We start from the raw sequence: 14,640 nt of genomic DNA on the forward strand, positions 1-14,640 counted from the left end.
ACCCGCCCACGCATCGCAGGGAAACGCAGACCCCCATGGATCCCGTCACCCACGCCAGCCTCGGCGCCGCCGTCGGCGGCCTCGTCCTCGGTTCACGGCTGGGGCGCAAGGCCCTGGTACTCGGCGCGCTGGTCGCCCTGATTCCGGATCTCGACATCTTCATAGCTTACGGGGATGCGGTTTCGGATTTCACCCTGCACCGGGGATTCAGTCATTCGATCCCGGTGCTGTTGCTGTTCTCGCTGGCTGCCGCCGGGCTGGCCTCGCGGATCCCGGCGACGCGCGACATCGGCTTTGCCCGCTGGTGGTGGTTCTTTGCGCTGGTGCTGGTCACCCACGTGCTCAACGATGCCCTGACCACCTACGGCACCCAGGTCCTCTGGCCACTACCGGTGGGCCCGGTGGGGACCGCGTCGATCTTCGTGATCGACCCGCTGTACACCCTGCCGCTGCTGATCGGGGTGATCGTCGCGGCCTTCTGGCGCTTTGCCCCTCGGGCGCTGGTGGCCGGTCTGGTGCTCTCCACCGCCTATGCCGGCGGCGGCCTGGCCCTGCAGGCGTGGCTGGACCGCAACATCCAGCCCGCGCTGGCCCAGGCCGGGCTGGAAGACCAGCCACGGCTGGTCCAGCCAACCCCGTTCAACATGCTCGTGTGGCGGGTCACGGTGCTCGACGGCAACCACTTCCACGAGGCCTGGGTCGGGATCTTCGATGAGCCGATCCGGCCCGATTTCGAGACCTTCCGCCGCGACCCGCACGGGCTCGAAGAAGCCGCCATGGAACTGGAAGACGGCCGGCGTCTGCGCGAATTCAGCGGCCCGTTCCTGCGCTTTCACGCGCAGTACGACGAGGACCGTCCGCCGCGCCTGGTCGCCACCGACATCCGCCTGGGCGGCCCCGGCTACTTCCCCTTCGGCTTCGCCATCGCCGAACGCGAAAACGGTGAATGGCAGCCGATCAGCAGCGAACGGGTGCGCGAGGAAGGGCCGCTGGACGATGCCCTGCACGCGCTGGCGCGGCGCGCCTTCCAGCCCGATCGCATCGGCTGCATGGGCGATCTGGCCGCGCCGGAGTACTTCGTGACCAATCCGCCGCCGCGCTGTCGCATGCGCATGGGCCTGCCCGGTGCCCACCCCGGCGATCCGATCCGGCCGCGCCTGTAGATAAACGCCGATCCATGTGCCCGCCCGGGAACCGCCATCGCGGATCACCGTCGAAATCGTCGCCGGGAACACCCCCGGAAGCCCCCGCCAGCGGGCCATGCGAGCTGTGCGGGCGCCACGAGCGCCTGACCCGGCACCACCTGATTCCACGCAAGCAGCACCGGCGCCGGCGCATCCGCCGCCGGTTCACGCGCGCCGAACGCGAGGGCCGCCTGCTGCAGGTCTGCCGCCCGTGCCACGACCACATCCACCGCCAGTTCGACGAACAGACCCTCGCCGAACGTCTGAACACTCGCGAGGCCCTGCTGGCCGAGCCTGCCATCCGGCGCTTCGTGGACTGGATCGCCGAGCGTCCGCCGGGTTTCCAGCCCCGCCGCTGACCCCTCCCGCCGACACCGGCTCTTGAGCCCGGCGCCGCCGCGGGGTAGCGTCTGCGTCATGCAGTTTTCCGAACTCACCTCCGACGGCGTCACCTATCGCATCACCGGGCATGCCCCGGGTGCGATCGGGATCAACGAAATCGGCTACCATGCCAGCCTGATCGTGCGGCCGCGCTCGCTGCATCAGGACTGGCCGGTGCGCGCGGCCGGCGAGCTGGACCTCGCGGCGCTGGAACCGGTCCTCGAAGACCCCCCGGAGGTACTGCTGATCGGAACCGGCGAAGTCAGCCGCTTTCCCCCACGCGAACTGCGGCGCGAACTGCAGCGGCGCGAACTGGGGGTGGAGATCATGGATACCGCAGCGGCCTGCCGGACCTACAACCTGATCATGGCCGAGGGGCGCGATGTGGCCGCGGCCCTGATCGTGGAACCGGCAGAAGCCGCCGACGACTGAGTCGCTGAAAACCGGGCTCCGGACCCGGCAGCACTCAGGACCCGGGCAGCACCTCGTCGCCCTTCATCCCGCGCGATTCCAGCAGCCGCCGCAGGCGCTTGAGCGCATCCATCTGGATCTGGCGCACGCGTTCACGCGTGACCCCGATCTCCGCGCCCACCTTCTCCAGGGTGGAACGCTCGAAGCCGTGCAGACCGAAGCGGCGCACCAGCACCTCGCGCTGCTTGTCATCCAGCAGGCCCAGCCATTCCTCCACCAGATCCTGGATATCCTGATCCTCGAGGATGGACGAGGGCTCCACCGCGTTCACGTCGGCGAGGATGTCGGTCAGGGACCGATCGCCTTCCGGGCCCGGTGGCAGGTCCATGGAGGTCGAGGGTTCGGACATCGCCCGCAGTTTCTGGATCTCCGCCACTGGCTTGTCGAGACGTGCGGCCAGCTCTTCCTCGGTGGGGTCGCGCCCCAGCTCCTGGGTCAGTTCGCGCGCCACCCGTGCATGCGTACGCAGCTCCTTGGATACGTGCACCGGGATGCGAATGGTGCGCCCCTGATTCATCAGCGCGCGCTCGATGGTCTGGCGGATCCACCAGGTCGCGTAGGTGGAGAAACGAAAGCCGCGCTCCGGATCGAATTTCTCCACCGCATGCATCAGGCCGAGATTGCCCTCCTCGATCAGGTCGAGCAGCGGCAGCCCGCGGTTGAGGTAGCGCCGCGCGATCTTCACCACCAGGCGCAGGTTGCATTCGATCATCCGCTGGCGCCCGGCCTCGTCGCCCTGACGCGCCAGGCGGGCGTAATGGCGCTCCTCCTCCGGGGTCAGCAACGGGCGGAACTCGATGTCGCGCAGATACAGCTGGATCGCATCCAGCTCGGCGGGCCTGGCGTCGCGCAGGGTACGCGGACGCACCGGGACCTCGTCCTCCGGGGTCAGCGACGCCTCCGGGTCGACCGCCCCGGCCTCCTCCTGCGGCTCGTCTTCCATCTCCGGGGAATGCAGATCCGAGGTCTCCAGCGGAGATTCGGGCTCCGGGCCTTCGGGGCCGTGGACATCGGCCCGGTGGCGGGAATCAGTCATGCGTGAACCTGCCTCTCGACTGCTTCTGTTCAACGATCCGGGAGATAGGTCTGCGGGTCAACCGGAGAGCCATCCAGACGGATCTCGAAATGCAGCATCGGCCGATCCGTGCCCGATGCCCCCAGACGCGCAATGTCGTCGCCGCCTTCCACCGTATCGCCTTCTTCCACCAACAGCTCGTCATTGTGCCCGTAGGCGGACAGAAACCGCTCGTCGTGGCGCACGATGATCATGCGACCATACCCCACCAGGCCACTGCCTGCATACACGACCTCGCCACCCCGCGCGGCACGTACCGGATCGCCGCGCTCGCCGCCGATACCCAGACCGCGCCGGGCGCTGCCACTGTCGGAAAACTCGCTCACCACCTCGCCATCGGCCGGCCAGACCCAGTCACCCGCGGATTCCGGCGGCGGCTCGGGCGCCGGGTCCGAGGGCTCCGGCGACGCCTCGCCCGACGAGGGCGTCTCCGATTCCGGCCGCTGCGCGGTTCCGCCGCCCGCCGGCGGCGACGACCGCGCCGGCCCGGTCAGGCGCAGGTTCTGCCCGGGCCGGATCACGTAGGGCGCGCCGATCGCGTTGCGCTCGGCCAGTTCGCGCCATTCGAGTCCGTACTCGCGCGCAATGCTGTAGAGGGTCTCGCCGCTGGACACTGTGTGCGTTTCGGGGACGCGCGGTTCGCCCGGGGGGCGCATCGCGCAGCCGGCCAGTGTCGCGGCCAGCAGGGCCGCCAGCAGCAGGAGAATCAGGCCTTGCCGCACCCCGCCGCCCATGCTTACTCCAGCGCCAGATAGACCACGATGGCGACCACCAGAACGGCCACCGTGACCCAGCCGATGCGCTCCATGTAGGGTCGCAGATGGCGTTCGGCCCGCGGGCCGGCCCAGGCCATGATCAGCGCCACCAGGAAGAATCGGGCGCCCCGCCCGAGCAGAGAAGCGAGAACGAAGGGCAGCCAGGCCATGGCCAGGGCCCCGGCGGTGATGGTGAACAGCTTGTACGGCAGCGGCGAAAAACCCGCCACCAGTACCACCCACACCCCCCAGGTCCCGAACCAGTCCTCGGCCTGCTCCAGTTCCTGCGCATAACCGATCTCGCGCAACCACGGACCCAGCCATTCGAACGCCAGCCAGCCTGCAAGATAGCCCAGGATCCCGCCGATCACCGACGCGACCGTGGTGAGCGCCGCCAGATAGAGCGCACGCGTGGGCGCCGCGGCCGACATCGGGGCGAGCATCACGTCCGGTGGCGGGAACGGAAGCACAAAGGATTCGATCAGCGACAGCCCGGCCAGATAACGCGGCGCGTAACGGTGGCGGGACCACAGCATCACGCGGTCATAGACCGGCTCGAAGAGCTTCATCGCACCAGGACTCCGGGCACGGGATTACTGTTCTGCGCCGGACAGCATCGGCACGAACATCACCGCATCGAGGATGTCGCGCACGTAGGCATCGTCGGTACGGGTATAGCGCACCAGCTGCTGCCGCCCGTCCGGGCCTTCCACCGGCGCCACCAGGCGCCCGCCGGGGGCGAGCTGGGTCAGCAGGGTCTCGGGCACGTCGCGCGGGGCGGCCGTCAGGATGATGCCGTCGTACGGCGCGCGTTCGGGCCAGCCCTCGGCCCCGTCGCCATGACGCAGGTTTACGTTGTTGATGCCCAGCCGGCTCAGCAGTTCACGCGCGCTGCGGCTAAGCGCCTGGATGCGTTCGATCGAGAACACCCGGTCGACCAGCTGCGCCAGCACCGCCGCCTGATAGCCGGACCCCGTACCGATCTCCAGCACGGTGCTCATCGGACCGGCCTCCAGCAGGGCCTCGGTCATGCGGGCGACGATGAACGGCTGCGAGATCGTCTGGCGATGCCCGATCGGCAGCGCGATGTTCTCGTAGGCGCGGTGACTGAGGGCCTCCTCCACGAACAGGTGCCGCGGGACACTGCGGATCGCCTCCAGCACGCGGCGATCGCGGATCCCCTGCTGCTCGAGGATACGGACCAAGCGGTCTCGGGCACGCCGGGACGTGAGCCCGGCGCCCGAAGGGTCGTTCACCATGGTGTCCCCCCCGAATGGTGATCGCCCGGGGCTGCGCCCTCGAGCCAGCGTCCGACGGTGTCGATGGCGTCGTAACGCGTGAGATCGACCTGGATCGGGGTGATCGACACGTAGCCCTCGCGCACCGCATGGAAGTCGGTCCCCGGCCCCGCATCCTGTTCCGGTCCCGCCGGACCCACCCAGTAGATCGGGCGTCCGCGCGGATCGCTGTCGGCGACCATCGGTTCGGCGCGGTGACGGTTGCCCAGGCGCGTGGTCTGCACACCCTGGATCGACTCGAACGGGATGTCGGGCACGTTCACGTTGAGGATGGTCGCCGCCGGCAGCGGCATGCGACGCAGCCGGTCCAGGAGATCCAGCACCACCCGCGCCGCGGTGTCGTAATGGCGCAGGTCAGTCCCCACCAGCGAAACCGCGATCGACGGCAGGCCGAGGAAGCGCCCCTCCATCGCGGCGGCCACCGTGCCGGAATAGAGTACGTCATCGCCCATGTTCGCTCCGGCATTGATCCCGGAGATCACCAGGTCCGGTTCGCTGTCCAGCAGGCCGGTGATCGCCAGATGCACGCAGTCGGTGGGCGTGCCGTCCACCTGCACCCCGGCGTCTTCCACCGGGCGGGCATGCAGCGGACGCACCAGGGTCAGGCTGTTGCTGGCGCCGCTGCGGTCACGGTCCGGCGCCACCACCTCGACCTCGGCCACCGTGCGCAGGTGACCGGCCAGGCACTGGATGCCGGGGGCATGGATTCCATCGTCGTTACTGACCAGAATGCGCATTCGGGAGCCGGAGGCTTTGAAAGGGTCTTCAATATACTGGAAACGGCCTCGGGACATGCAGTTTCCTGCCTGCACCGGGGCCTCGGAAAGCGAGTATCGTGCCATGAATTCCGGGGATGGTCCCAGCGATTTCGACGAGTTCCGGCGCGCGGTGGGCCCGGTACGCCGCATCCACAGCGACCGCGCAGAGCACGAAGCCCCGCGTCCGCCGGCGCGTGCGGCCCAGCGCGACCGCGACGAGGAACAGGCCCGGCGCGACTGGATGAGCGACCCGCTGGAATTCGGCGACCTTCAGCCCGGGGACGAACTGAACTTCCGCGGCCCCGGCATCAGCCAGCGGGTGTTTCGCAAGCTGCGCGGCGGACACTACCGCATCCAGGATGAGCTCGACCTGCACGGCCTGTTCGCCGACGAGGCGCGCCAGGCGGTGGCCGGCTTCATCGACGAGGCGCGAGCCGGAGACCGGCTGTGTGTGCGCATCGTGCATGGCAAGGGCCAGCGCTCCAGCCCCCGGGGCCCGGTGCTCAAGGGGCTGACCGATCACTGGCTGCGCCAGCGCAACGACGTTCTGGCCTTCTGCTCCGCGCGCCCGACCGACGGCGGGACCGGCGCGGTGTACGTCCTGCTGAAACGTCGCCGCGAAACGCTGTGAGGGCGTCAGCATTAGCACTCGACAACATGTTGATTTAGATCATGTCCAGGGTTACCTTGTAGCGAACGGATGGTTTCAACCGCGTTCCGCAAGGGCCTAATGCGTCCTTTGACTTGCAATCCCGCAGCGGTTAAGAGACCATCCTGTACAGGTTTTGTACAAAATCTGTCCGGGGCGCTCCGGGCAGGCAACGGATACTGCGACGAGAGGTGCTGCAGATGAACCACTGGAAACTTGCCCCGATCGCCCTCGGCATTGCGGCCCTCGCCGCGGGTTGCGCCAATCATGACGAAGCGGCAACCTCCGACGAGGCCGCCACCGAAGTCAGCGAGGAAGAGATCGAACAGCGCGCCGCGGACAGCCGCGAGGCGATCCAGCAGTTCGCCAGCACCCTGCAGGGCGAACTCATGGCCGCGATGGAAGAAGGCGGTCCCACCGAGGCCATCCAGGTCTGCAACGAGGTGGCCCCCGAGATCGCCGCGGATATCTCCGCCGACACGGGCTGGGATGTCGGGCGCACCAGCCTGAAGCTGCGCAACCCGGACAACGCCCCGGACGAATGGGAGCGCGCGGTGCTGGAAGGCTTTGACGCCGAGGTCGCCGCCGGCACCCCGGCCGACGAGATCGCCCCGTCCCACGAAGTGGTGCAGACGGACGAGGGCGCGCGGTTCCGCTTCATGGCCGCGATCCCCACCGGCGGTGAATGTCTGGCCTGCCACGGCGCTGAGGTCGATTCCGACATCAAGCACGCGCTGGAACGCCTGTATCCCGAAGACGAGGCCACCGGCTACGAGGCCGGCCAGGTACGTGGCGCGTTCACCATCACTCAGGAGATGTAATCCCCTCCGGTAACAAGCTGCAAGCGAAAGGGCCGCACCTGATGCGGCCTTTTCTTTGCGCAGGTGAACAAACCGAATCCCGGCAGGGACAAAGGGACACAGATCCGGGATTATGACAATCTGGACAGTTGTTGGACGGAACCTTTCGAATCGAAGACATGACGCGAACCATTGATGCCGAACTGCTCGCCCTCGCGATCGACGCCTCCAATGACGGGGTGGTCATCGCCGAGCGTGAAGGCGATGACAACATCCTGATCTACGTGAATCGCGCCTTCGAGGAGCTGACCGGCTATCGTTCGGAAGAGATCCTCTACCGCGACTGCCGTTTCCTGCAAGGAGGCGACAACGACCAGGACGCGGTGCGCGAGATCCGCGCCGCGCTGGAAGAGGATCGCCCCTGCCGGGTGACCCTGCGCAACTACCGCAAGGACGGTTCGCTGTTCTGGAACGAGCTGTCGCTCACGCCGGTGTTCAACGATGAAGACCGACTGACCTACTACATCGGCATCCAGAAGGACATCACCGCCCGCGTTGAGGCCGAGGAACGTGCCGAACGCGCCGAGCGCCAGCTCGCCGGCAAGGAATCCCGCTCCGCCTGAACCGGTCAGTCCTCGCCGGACATCTGCATCAGCGCGCCGGCCACGCTGGTCGCGTACTCGCCGGGCCCGAGCTCCAGGTCCAGGCGCAGCACCCCTGCTTCTTCCCATTCCCAGTCCAGCGCTCGCGGCACCAGACGCAGCGAACGGCGCGCGGCCTTCACCCCCTCTGCCTCGAGACCACGCGCCAGGACCTCGTGTTGCGTGGCGACCGCGTCTTCGAGGACACGCACCTCGCCCCCGGTGCCGGGGTCCCCGCGCCCCCACAGCGGCCCGGTCGGATGCACGTCGAGCCGCGCGGCACGCGCCTCGAGCTCCGCATCCACCGTCTTCGCGGTGAACACGCTCGCGCTGCCAGCCAGATTGACCCGCTCGCCGGGCAGGATGCGGTCCCAGTCACCCCGCCGCACCCGCTCGGCCAGCACCGCATTGAACAGCTCCGAACGCGCCGCGGACAGCAGCAGGCTGCGCTGGTTGCGCCCACGCGGACGCCGCCCGCCCCCCAGCCAGGTCTCGGCACGGCGCAGGTTGTCGTGGCCGAAGCGCTGTTCGCCGAAGTACGCCGGCACCCCGCCAGCACGGATCCGCACGAGGAGGCGTTCGGCCTCCTCAGGCTCGCCCTCCAGCTCGCGCAGGCGCAGGCAGAAGCGGTTGCCCTGCAGGTGCCCGGTGCGCAGCTTGCGTGCGTGGCGCGCATGGCGGCGTACCCGCAGCCAGGCATCGGCGGCGATCGCGTCGCCAGGCTCCGGCACCGCCCACGACGCCGGATCGACCTCCGGCGCGCAGGCCACGCTGAACCACTGCCGGGTCACGGCATGGCGATCCTTGCGCCCGGCGTAGCTGACCGCGCCACGTCCCACGCCCGCGGACCGCGCGATCCACAGGGCCACGTCCTCGGTGTTCAGCCCGCGTTTCTCGATCTCCAGCCACAGGTGTTCGCCCGCGCCTTCCGGCAGGGTGGCCGGAAGCTCCTCCACCCGGAAATCCTCGGGACTGACCTTCAGCCGCCCCTGCAGCGGCACCACCCAGGGCCAGACCGCTGCGGCCGTCATGACAACGCCGGCGGCTGCGCCACGTCATCACGCAGATACACCGGCCGTGCATCCGCCGGATCCACCGCTTCGCCACGTTCCCGGGCCTCCACCGCCAGCAGTGCCAGATCGAAGGCATCCGGCAGCGCATCGGGGTCCACCCGCTCCGCGGCCAGACCGCAGCGTTCGATCAGCTCGGGGTAAGCGCGAAAGCCGGTGCCCAGAGCGAGGCGCTCGCCCGGCGGCCACTGCGGCGCCACGGCCTCCGGCGGCGCCACGGCCTCGGTGGCCGGCAGCACCCGGTTGCCGGCCACCGGGCACAGGCTCCAGTACACCTCGCCCATGCGCGCGTCCAGCGCCGCCAGCACCGCCGCCGGGGCGGGCTCGGGCGCCAGCCGCAGGCCCTGCTGGGCCAGCACCTGCAGCGACGACACCGGGACCACCGGGCAGTCGAGGGCAAAGGCCAGCCCCTGGGCGACGCCCAGGCCCAGACGCACGCCGGTGAAGGCCCCGGGGCCGCGCCCCACCGCCACCGCATCCAGTGAATGCCGATCGATCCCGGCCTCGGCCAGGAGTTGCTCGATCTGGCCGAGGATCAGTTCCCCGTGGCGGCGCGGCGCGCGCTCCGACAGGGAATAGAGCTCGCCATCCACCCACAGGGCGGCGGAACAGCGTTCGGTGGCGGTGTCGATGGCGATCAGGCGCATGCGTGGCGCTCCCGGGCCTGTTGCAGAAACTCCAGCGCCGCCCGCGGGCTGTGCGCCTGGTGGAACGGCGGCAGGCTGTTGAGAAAGCGCTTGCCGTAGGGCTTGCCGTCGATGCGCGGATCGCACAACGCGAGGATGCCGGTGTCCGATCCGTCGCGGATCAGGCGCCCGGCGCCCTGCTTCAGCGCCAGCACCGCCTGCGGCAGGCTGAACTCCATGAACGGGTGCCGGCCCTCGGCCTCCAGCGCCGCGGCGCGGGCCTGCAGCACGGGGTCGTTGGGCGCGGCGAACGGCAGGCGGTCGATCACCACCACCGACAGCCCGGTCCCGCGGATATCGACCCCTTCCCAGAAGCTGTGCGCACCCAGCAGCCATGGCCGTTCGGCCGCGCGAAAGCGTTCCAGCAGTTCGCCACGCGACTGCTCCCCCTGCACCAGCAGTTCGCGGTCCTCCGGCAGATGCTCGCGCAGCAGGGTCGCGGCCTCCTGCAAAGCACGATGGCTGGTGAACAGGAAAAATCCGCCGCCCGGTCCGTCCTTCAGCAGCGGCCAGGCCCAGCGCAGGCAGGCACGGGTGTAATCCGGTGCATTGGGATCCGGCAGCGGCGGATCCGGGCGCAGCAGACAGGCCTGACGCGCGAAGTCGAACGGGCTGTCCAGACGCGCGGTGGCGACGTCTCCGGGCAGCCCCAGGCGACGCGCCGCGTGGGTGAAATCCTCGCCCACCGCCAGGGTCGCCGAGGTGAAGACCCAGGCGGCCGGGCGCGCCGCGCGGCGCTGCGCCAGCGGGCGTGCGGCATCCAGCGGGGTGCGGTGCAGGGTCAGGCTCTGGCGGAAGCGCTCCAGCCAGGCGACCGTGTCATCGGTATCTTCACGCCACGCGGACAGCCGCTCGCGCAGCAGCTCGCAGCGCGCACGCAGCTGCTCCAGTCCGGGCGCCCGCGGCGCCGCGACCTGGAGGGCGTCGTGCAGCCAGCGCAGCGCGTCGTCCAGGGCGTCCAGCTTCGGGCCCAGCGCGCCTTCGGGGTCGGCATCCTCCAGACTGGCGCGCCCTTCGTGCCCCTCGGTCACCTCGAGCAGCCCGCCGGCCGCGGCCTCCACCTCGGCCACGCGCTGGCGCATGTCGGTCATCTCCGGGGCATGCTGCTCCTGCTCGCGGCGCGTGTCGCGCGCCAGTTCACGCAGGGCCCGGGTGCTCAGGGCCACGCCGAAGAACGCCCCGGCGATCTCTGGCAGCTGATGCGCCTCGTCGACAATGACCGCATCGACCTCGGGCAGCAGCTCGGCGAAGCCCTCTTCCTTCAGCGCCATGTCCGCGAGCAGCAGGTGGTGGTTGACCACGATGACATCCGCCTCCTGCGCCCGGCGCCGCGCGCGCACCACGAAGCAGTCATCAAGATGCGGGCATTCGTTGCCCAGACAGTTGTCCACCGTCGAGGTCACCTGCGGCCACAGCGGCGAGTCCTCGGCCAGCAGGCCGGACTGGCTGAGATCCCCGCTGTCGTCAGTGCGCGCCATCGCCTGGAGTTCCTGCAGGGTATGCAGGCGCTCGGCACGGACCCCCGAACCGGTAGCCCCGGCCGCATCGGCCTCCGCGACCTCCAGGCGATAGTGGCACAGGTAGTTCGAGCGCCCCTTGAGCAACGCGATCTTCGGCTGGTAGCCGAGCGCGCCGCAGACCACCGGGAGATCGCGATGGTAGAGCTGGTCCTGCAGGGTCTTGGTGCCGGTGGAGATCAGCGCCCGCTTGCGCCGCTGAAGCACCGGCACCAGATAGGCGAAGGTCTTGCCGACCCCGGTGGCAGCCTCGACCAGCAACGCCGAGGGCGCGGTGCTGATGCTGTCCTCCACCGCCTCGGCCATCGCCTGCTGCGGCTCGCGCGGGCGGAATCCGGGGACCGCCTCGGCGATGTCACCCCCCGGACTGAGCGCCCGGACCGCCGGTGAGCCCGAGGTCTCAGGCACGTTCCCCTCCCAGGGCACGCAGCGCCTCACGGGCCTCGCGGGCCCCTTCGTCATCCCCGCGGCCCTCGCGGGCCTGCAGGATCACGGTCCAGTTCTCCCGCTGCAGATCCCGGTCGTTCCCGGCCATGCCCAGCGAACGCTGCGCCAGCCGTTCGGCCTGTTCGAAGTTGCGCTGCTCCAGCCGCACCTCGGCCAGGCGCTGCCACAGCCGCGCATCCCCCGGGGCGATGCGCAGGGCCCGCTCCAGCAGCTGACCGGCGCGGCCGAGATCGGCCTCCGCCCGCGCCTGTTGCGCGCGCTGCGCCAGCCCGGCCGCCGCGCTGTCCACCCCGGCCGCCAGCTCGGGATCCGCGGCAGCGTCGGGCTCGACCTCCAGCACCTCGGGTTCCGGCACGTCGGTCGCCGCCTCTTCCGGGCCGGGTCGCGGCTCGGGAGTGGCACAGCCGGCCAGCAAGGCCAGGGCCGCACACACGGCGATCCAGCGCGCCGCTCGCGCGGAACGCACCGCCACCCTTTCGCCCTGTCGCCGTCGCGTCATCATGGAGCCCTGCCGGGGTCGTTCAATCGCGGCCGCGGAACATGCGGCCGAACCAGCCGGCATCGTCGCCTTCCGCCTCGCCCTCGCATTCCGCGACCGCCTCGGGAGCCGAATTCTGCCAGAACGGCAGCCGTCTGGCGCGTTCGCAGGCGTGATCCTCGTCCACGATCCGCGCCCCGGTCTCCAGATCGATCTCGTGAAACTCGATCGTCGGGTGGTTCAGCGGCGCGATGGAGCCGCCGGGCAGCTCGCCCATGATCCCGGCCCACACCGGCGCCGCGCCGGATCCGCCGGTCAGTCCCGTCGCACGGTTGTCGTCCAGGCCCAGCCAGACCACGCCCACGTGGCGGTCGTCGTAGCCGGCAAACCAGGCATCACGGAAATCGTTGGTGGTCCCGGTCTTGCCCGCCAGGCGCCGGCCGGGCAGGCGCTCGCCGATCACCCGGCCGGTGCCGTCCACGGTCACGTCGTGCAGCGCCTCGGTCAGCAGATGCGCGGCCCCGTCGGGCACCGCGCCGCGCAGTTCCAGGCCGTAATGCGAAAGTACCTCGTCATGCGTGTCGAGGACGTCGCGGATCGCCCGCGTGCCGGTGGCATATCCGCCGCTGGCCAGCCCCTGGTAGAGCTCCGCGACCTGCAGCGGCGACAGGTCCAGGGACCCCAGCGCCAGCGAGGGGTTGGGTTCCGGGGTCCGCTGCAGGCCGAAGGTCTGCAGTACATCCACCAGCTGCGAGATCCCGATCCGATCGGCCAGCAGCACCGCGGGCACGTTGTAGGAATGCACCAGGGCCTCCCAGGCGGTGACCTCGCCGCGATGTTCCCGATCGAAGTTGCGCGGGGTCCAGGGCTCGCCATGCGCGAGCTGCAGCGTGACCGGGCTGTCCTCCAGCGGACTGGCGAGGGTATAGCGCTGCGGATTGGTCAGGGCCGCCAGGAACACGAACGGCTTGATCAGCGAACCGACCGGCCGCTGCGCCTGCACCGCCCGGTTGAACCCCGGGAACCCCGGATCGCGCCCGCCCACCAGCGCGAGCACCTCGCCGGAACGCGCATCCGTCACCACCGCGGCCGCCTGCAGGTCGTCGGCATGTTCGCCCGCCTGCGGGGCCACCGCATCCACCTCCTCGCGCACACGGTCCTCCACCGCCAGCTGGATGCCCGGATCCAGCGAGGTGAAGATGCGCAGGCCCTCGGAACGCAGGTCTTCCTCGGCGTATTCGGTACGCAGCTCGCGCCGCACCAGATCCAGAAACGCCGGGAAGCGACTGCCGCCGGCCATCGCCGGCGAGACATCCAGCGGCATGTCGCGGGCGGTCTCCACGGTCGCGGCATCGATCAGCCCGGTCGCATGCATCGCATCCAGGACGCGGTCGCGGCGCGCAAGGGCCCGTTCGGGGTGCCGGCGCGGGTCGTAGTAGCTCGCACCGCGCGCCAGCCCCGCCAGCAGGGCGAGCTGATCCAGGCGCAGCTCGTCCAGCGGACGCTGGTAATAGAAGCGCGCGGCCTGCCCGAAGCCATGGATGGAGCGCTCCCCCGCCTGGCCGAGAAAGACCTCGTTGAGGTAGGCCTCGAGGATCGCCTCCTTGGAATAGCGATGCTCCAGGATCAGGGCCATCACGGCCTCGTTGAGCTTGCGCGACAGGGTCTGGTCCTGGGTCAGATAGAAGTTCTTGACCAGCTGCTGGGTCAGGGTGCTGCCCCCCTGCACCGTCCGCCCGGCACGCAGGTTCGCCCAGGCGGCGCGTGCGATGCCGATCGGGTCCACACCCCGGTGCGACAGGAACCGGCGATCCTCGATCGCCATCACCGCCCCGATCAGCTCGTGCGGGACATCATCCAGATCCACCACCACCCGGTCCTCGCCATGGGTGGGATAGATGCTCCCGATCAGCAGCGGCTCCACCCGCATCAGGTCGACCGCCGCCCCGGAATCGCGGTCGACCACCGAACGCACATAACCCCCGGAAAGCTCCACCCGCACCGAGTGCGCCGGTTCGGGGCCGTCGCCGAAGGTGAACGGACGCGTGGTCAGCTCCACCGTATTGCCGTTGACCGCGTATTCCCCGGCGCGACCGGCCTGCTGGCCACGCCGGTAGTTGAGGGCCTCCAGTTCGGTCACCAGCCGCTCGCGATCCAGCTGCTGTCCGGGATAGAGCTCCAGCGGCCGGGCATACACCCGCGCCGGCAGGGCCCAGCGCTGACCCTCGAAGCGCTCGCGGATCTCGCGGTCGAGGTCGTGCACGTACAGCGCACCCACCCCGGCGCCCGCCAGCAGCAGGCCCAGCAGGGTCCAGCCACTGGCGCGCAGCGTGCGGCGCAGCCAGCCACCACCGGACGGGCGGCGCCTGCGCGGGGTACGGGATCGGGGGGAACGCGGCATGGCTCTCGCGGTCTGGAACGTGAACGGGC

16 protein-coding genes are annotated in these 14,640 nt (G+C 69.9%); 6 read left to right on the forward strand and 10 right to left on the reverse strand.

Going from position 1 to position 14,640, the window contains the following annotated elements; genetic code table 11:
• The first annotated feature begins 35 nt into the window (after positions 1-35).
• From D571_RS0108045 to D571_RS0108055, 3 genes are read left to right on the forward strand one after another with little or no spacing between them, the layout of a single operon-like run.
• On the forward strand, positions 36-1,163 hold the full coding sequence (locus D571_RS0108045) for a metal-dependent hydrolase (RefSeq protein ID WP_018936167.1): 1,128 nt from the start codon (positions 36-38) through the stop codon (positions 1,161-1,163).
• Between the two features lie 14 nt (positions 1,164-1,177).
• Positions 1,178-1,543 carry a hypothetical protein gene (locus tag D571_RS0108050; RefSeq protein ID WP_018936168.1) on the forward strand — a complete coding sequence of 122 codons (366 nt, stop codon included), beginning with the start codon at positions 1,178-1,180 and terminating at the stop codon, positions 1,541-1,543.
• Positions 1,544-1,601: 58 nt separating this feature from the next.
• Positions 1,602-1,997 carry an Mth938-like domain-containing protein gene (locus D571_RS0108055; RefSeq protein WP_018936169.1) on the forward strand — a complete coding sequence of 132 codons (396 nt, stop codon included), beginning with the start codon at positions 1,602-1,604 and terminating at the stop codon, positions 1,995-1,997.
• 34 nt (positions 1,998-2,031) lie between these two features.
• Here the strand turns inward: D571_RS0108055 and rpoS are convergent, their stop codons facing one another.
• From rpoS to surE, 5 genes are read right to left on the reverse strand one after another with little or no spacing between them, the layout of a single operon-like run.
• Complete coding sequence (gene rpoS / locus D571_RS0108060) at positions 2,032-3,072, reverse strand: RNA polymerase sigma factor RpoS (protein WP_018936170.1); 1,041 nt, start codon at positions 3,070-3,072, stop codon at positions 2,032-2,034.
• Positions 3,073-3,101: 29 nt separating this feature from the next.
• Entirely contained in the window at positions 3,102-3,845 is a 744-nt protein-coding gene (locus D571_RS0108065; protein WP_018936171.1) for a peptidoglycan DD-metalloendopeptidase family protein, read from the reverse strand.
• 2 nt (positions 3,846-3,847) lie between these two features.
• Complete coding sequence (locus D571_RS0108070) at positions 3,848-4,435, reverse strand: YqaA family protein (protein ID WP_018936172.1); 588 nt, start codon at positions 4,433-4,435, stop codon at positions 3,848-3,850.
• 24 nt (positions 4,436-4,459) lie between these two features.
• The gene (locus tag D571_RS0108075; RefSeq protein WP_026287705.1) at positions 4,460-5,125 is read right to left on the reverse strand and encodes a protein-L-isoaspartate(D-aspartate) O-methyltransferase; all 666 of its coding nucleotides are present in this window, start codon (positions 5,123-5,125) and stop codon (positions 4,460-4,462) included.
• A complete protein-coding gene (gene surE, locus D571_RS0108080; RefSeq protein ID WP_018936174.1) occupies positions 5,119-5,901 on the reverse strand; it encodes a 5'/3'-nucleotidase SurE in 783 nt (260 codons plus the stop codon). Before surE ends, D571_RS0108075 begins: the two co-directional genes overlap by 7 nt.
• 103 nt (positions 5,902-6,004) lie before the next feature.
• On the opposite strand from surE, the gene D571_RS0108085 reads away from it, so the two are divergent.
• From D571_RS0108085 to D571_RS0108095, 3 genes are all read left to right on the forward strand, one after another.
• Positions 6,005-6,553, forward strand: coding sequence for a Smr/MutS family protein (locus D571_RS0108085; RefSeq protein ID WP_026287706.1), 549 nt, complete (start codon positions 6,005-6,007; stop codon positions 6,551-6,553).
• A 218-nt stretch (positions 6,554-6,771) separates the two neighbouring features.
• On the forward strand, positions 6,772-7,392 hold the full coding sequence (locus D571_RS0108090; protein WP_026287707.1) for a DUF3365 domain-containing protein: 621 nt from the start codon (positions 6,772-6,774) through the stop codon (positions 7,390-7,392).
• Positions 7,393-7,550: 158 nt separating this feature from the next.
• Complete coding sequence (locus tag D571_RS0108095; protein WP_018936177.1) at positions 7,551-7,994, forward strand: PAS sensor domain-containing protein; 444 nt, start codon at positions 7,551-7,553, stop codon at positions 7,992-7,994.
• A 5-nt stretch (positions 7,995-7,999) separates the two neighbouring features.
• Here D571_RS0108095 and truD read toward each other — a convergent pair whose 3' ends face one another.
• The 5 genes from truD to mrcB are packed head-to-tail and all read right to left on the reverse strand — an operon-like array spanning position 8,000 to position 14,611.
• The gene (gene truD / locus D571_RS0108100; RefSeq protein ID WP_018936178.1) at positions 8,000-9,043 is read right to left on the reverse strand and encodes a tRNA pseudouridine(13) synthase TruD; all 1,044 of its coding nucleotides are present in this window, start codon (positions 9,041-9,043) and stop codon (positions 8,000-8,002) included.
• Positions 9,040-9,729: a tRNA (adenosine(37)-N6)-threonylcarbamoyltransferase complex dimerization subunit type 1 TsaB gene (gene tsaB, locus D571_RS0108105; protein WP_018936179.1), complete on the reverse strand. Its 690-nt coding sequence runs from the start codon at positions 9,727-9,729 to the stop codon at positions 9,040-9,042. The genes truD and tsaB overlap by 4 nt, the downstream gene beginning before the upstream one ends.
• Positions 9,720-11,747: an ATP-dependent DNA helicase gene (locus tag D571_RS0108110; RefSeq protein ID WP_369773857.1), complete on the reverse strand. Its 2,028-nt coding sequence runs from the start codon at positions 11,745-11,747 to the stop codon at positions 9,720-9,722. Before D571_RS0108110 ends, tsaB begins: the two co-directional genes overlap by 10 nt.
• Positions 11,686-12,234 carry a tetratricopeptide repeat protein gene (locus D571_RS0108115; protein WP_026287709.1) on the reverse strand — a complete coding sequence of 183 codons (549 nt, stop codon included), beginning with the start codon at positions 12,232-12,234 and terminating at the stop codon, positions 11,686-11,688. Before D571_RS0108115 ends, D571_RS0108110 begins: the two co-directional genes overlap by 62 nt.
• A 19-nt stretch (positions 12,235-12,253) precedes the next feature.
• On the reverse strand, positions 12,254-14,611 hold the full coding sequence (mrcB, locus tag D571_RS0108120) for a penicillin-binding protein 1B (RefSeq protein ID WP_018936182.1): 2,358 nt from the start codon (positions 14,609-14,611) through the stop codon (positions 12,254-12,256).
• Between the last annotated feature and the right edge of the window lie 29 nt (positions 14,612-14,640).

Source organism: Thioalkalivibrio sp. ALJ24, assembly GCF_000377785.1.
Taxonomy (GTDB): Bacteria; Pseudomonadota; Gammaproteobacteria; order Ectothiorhodospirales; family Ectothiorhodospiraceae; genus Thioalkalivibrio.